This window comes from Acidobacteriota bacterium (genome assembly GCA_003225175.1).
Classification (GTDB): domain Bacteria; phylum Acidobacteriota; class Terriglobia; order Terriglobales; family Acidobacteriaceae; genus Gp1-AA112.
Map to the genome: position 1 here is coordinate 1 of QIBA01000202.1, position 3,022 is coordinate 3,022.

At 52.5% G+C, this 3,022-nt stretch carries 4 protein-coding genes; 2 read left to right on the forward strand and 2 right to left on the reverse strand.

Going from position 1 to position 3,022, the window contains the following annotated elements; all coding sequences use genetic code 11:
- On the forward strand, nt 1-317 hold a 317-nt coding region (locus DMG62_24535), incomplete at its 5' end, for a hypothetical protein (GenBank protein PYY19512.1).
- Nucleotides 318-333: 16 nt separating this feature from the next.
- On the opposite strand, the gene DMG62_24540 is transcribed toward DMG62_24535, so the two are convergent.
- Together DMG62_24540 and DMG62_24545 are read right to left on the reverse strand one after the other, a co-directional pair.
- On the reverse strand, nt 334-804 hold the full coding sequence (locus DMG62_24540) for a hypothetical protein (protein ID PYY19513.1): 471 nt from the start codon (nt 802-804) through the stop codon (nt 334-336).
- 110 nt (nt 805-914) lie between these two features.
- Nucleotides 915-2,642 (reverse strand): hypothetical protein, encoded by a 1,728-nt coding sequence (locus DMG62_24545; GenBank protein ID PYY19514.1) that lies wholly within the window; start codon nt 2,640-2,642, stop codon nt 915-917.
- 81 nt (nt 2,643-2,723) lie between these two features.
- Between DMG62_24545 and DMG62_24550 the strand changes: the two genes are divergently transcribed.
- The coding region (locus tag DMG62_24550) for a hypothetical protein (GenBank protein PYY19515.1) at nt 2,724-3,022 on the forward strand (299 nt) is incomplete at its 3' end.

A 3,022-nucleotide genomic window follows, 5' to 3' on the forward strand; every position in this document is an offset into this window, starting at 1 on the left:
AAGGCAACACACCGGGACCGGAATTTTTCACCAACGACGGCAATTACCAAGCGCCTTCTTCCAGCAACTGGGCGCTATACGAGGACGAGCTCATTCTGGCGCGCATCGATGCCAACAACAGCAGCACGAAAATCTATCGTCTGGCTCATGCCCGTACTCGCGCCATGGAGGACTTCGGAGCCCAGCCTCATGCCGCCATTAGTCGCGATGGCAAATACGTCATCTTCGACAGCAACATGGCTCATCCCAACGGCTGTAGCGGAAACTGGCACGTCTCCACCGCTTGCACCGATGTATTCATGATCAACGTGCAATAGGAAATCGGGCTTTCAGCTACGCGGCAGCTTGAGCACGCTCAGGCTGCCGTGCTGAGGCAGGCCGTGGCGCGAAAACCCAGAACTTATAGCCGAGGAAGTTCAACGCGAACGAAAATCCCGTACCCACCAGCGCCGCAACTGAAGGCCAGTAGCCCTGTGTTTTCCAAACTCGAGGCACAAATGTGGCCACATACCATGAGCTACTTACATTCAGGACCGCGCCAACAAGGCTGACAAAGAGAAATTGTCCGCCTTCGAGCACCTGCCTTTTATCGGCGGAACGCGGAAAAGTCCAGGTCCGATTCATTAAGTAGCTGTTAATCACGGCGGCCGTGAAGGCGATAGCCTTGAAGACGGCATACAGCAGCCCCTCTCGGCCTCTCTTGCTGATAATAATCAGCGCATTAAGAACAGCCAGATCCACCGCGGTATTGATAGTACCGACGATTAAGAATCGCAAGAACTGCTTAATAGGAAATCTGGTCATAACGCGAGTGGATCTTCCACGCCTGCTATACAGCCGTAAGAGTTTGGCGCGAGAGTTTCACGGATTGCCTGGAAATTCCATTCTGGAACTACTCTCATTCTGAGAAATGCTCACAAGCGAGGCGCGTTGTCGAGATAACCTGCTCGCCGCGCTTGATCGGCACCGGGCTGCTGCCCGGCTTGATCTGAAAAGCGTTCGTCCGCTTCGAACGATTGGCCGTAGGTCACCTGATAAACACGATATACATCATTTTCGAACAGGCACTGGAATGTTCTGTCCTGAATCCTTATACCCGAGCTCGTACACTTCCCCTGTAAAGGTAGAGCAGCAGGAAGCACTCCGCGATCTGAATAAATCACATATCGAGGATGTCTTTCGTGAAAGAATCCCGTCAGCTCCGATATTGGATGCGAGGAGGCCAGGAATACGCGACTGCTAGCGCGGAATGGCACCCCAACAGCTGCCGCTATGATATTGGATTCCACGTTGTAGTCGTCGATGACCAAAGCATCATCCACCGTGATTCTTGGCCTCAAGTACTGCCGAAGCTCCTCGATACGATTGGGAAACCGAAGTCGCGGAGATATCGCGCTGAATTTATCGCTCAAGCGATTTGGCAGCTCGCTTACTGCAAGAATTGCGCCTAAGTTGAGGAGCAACAGGACTGTTATCGCTGCCCGAAATTGAGTCTGCATGGACCGGCGCATAAACCTCGCAAATTGGCAGAATCCGTAGCCCGAAGGAATTGCGATGAGTGTTCCTAATGTGATCGTGTAACGAGCCATGGAATTCACGCCGCCAGTAGTACTTTGAATCGCGAATACGGTCCCCATAGTCAGCAGAATCAATCCGAATTCTCGGCTTCGGCGTAAGCGCATCCCCGACACCAATCCGTAGATGCTTGCAATGACCGCGATGGGGCAAAGTGTAAGCAGAATCACCCCCGCTGGCTGCACCAATCGATACAGAGCGGACCTGTGTTCGATTGCAGTTTGCTGGGCGACCCAGGCGTAGTTCATCGTGACCCCGTAAAGAGGCTTCGCAAACATCTTCCACTGGTAGGCCATCCAGAACAATGGCCACAAGGCAGCAATCGCTCCGAACGACAGGACTTCACGGACGTGCTTCCCGTGCCCCAGATTTGCGTTCTCGGATGGCATAAGTAACAGGACTAGAAACACTGCAAAAATGCAGATCCAAGCCTCGTAGCGTATGCCAGCGCCAATTGCCAACGCAATCGCCGCCACAATCAGAAAAGCAAGTGAATGCAATTGCCGATACCAAAAAAACGCAAGTAAGCCACAGAGTAGGAAAAAGAGGTATGGAGCCTCCGAAGATGAGGTTGTACTGTACCCGATGTGCAGCGCATAGAACGTGAATACAAGAAGAGATAAAAGCGCTGCCCGCTTGCCATAAATCTCTTTCACTAGAAGCCAGAAAACCGCTAACGTGCTGACTCCCAAAACCAGGCTTAATGCACGCGACCCAAAGCTGACGTCACGAACTAATAAAGACATACCTCCCATAAGCCAAAAATGCACAGGAAGCCACGGCTCAAAATTGAGTCGGAAAGCAGGGTGCTGCAACCATCCTGCAGTCATTGCCGCACGCGCAAGAGCATCGCCACCATTGTTCTCCGCCACCACGAAAAATCCGAGACGGAGCGCCGCTCCGATCAGCAAAATCCACCAGACTTGAGGCGGCACGTGGCGCACTCGCTCTGGCATTCTTAAGCGTGAGGACATCTTGAATGACGCGATCTTGTCAGAGGATTCGAAAATTGCTTTAGATAAAGATGGGATCGGAAGAGCAAAATGAAGTGTTGCGAGCCGCGGCACCTGTACAATTCTGATCCCGAAAACTATGCGCGTTCGCGAAAACTTGAAACCGCCACTCGGATCAGTATAAGTGTGTCACAAATGATCCTTTTCCTTGTTGCGGTTCTGACGCTGCTCCTAACAAATTCCGGCTGTAACCGAAGTGCTCGATCTGATTCCCATGCTGGGAAGACGGGCAATTCTGTGACCGAAGCTCCATCACGACTAATCTGCGGCAAGCAGAATGACGGGCTAGTGCATATTCCTACGAACTGGGCGACGTTTGTACCGCCGGCCAAGGGCCAGAGCTATACCGATCCTGCCTTCGGCTGTGCCGTGAAACGCTTGACCGACAGCAGCATCGACGAAACCGACAGCAATGGAGCTCATCTCGGACTCAC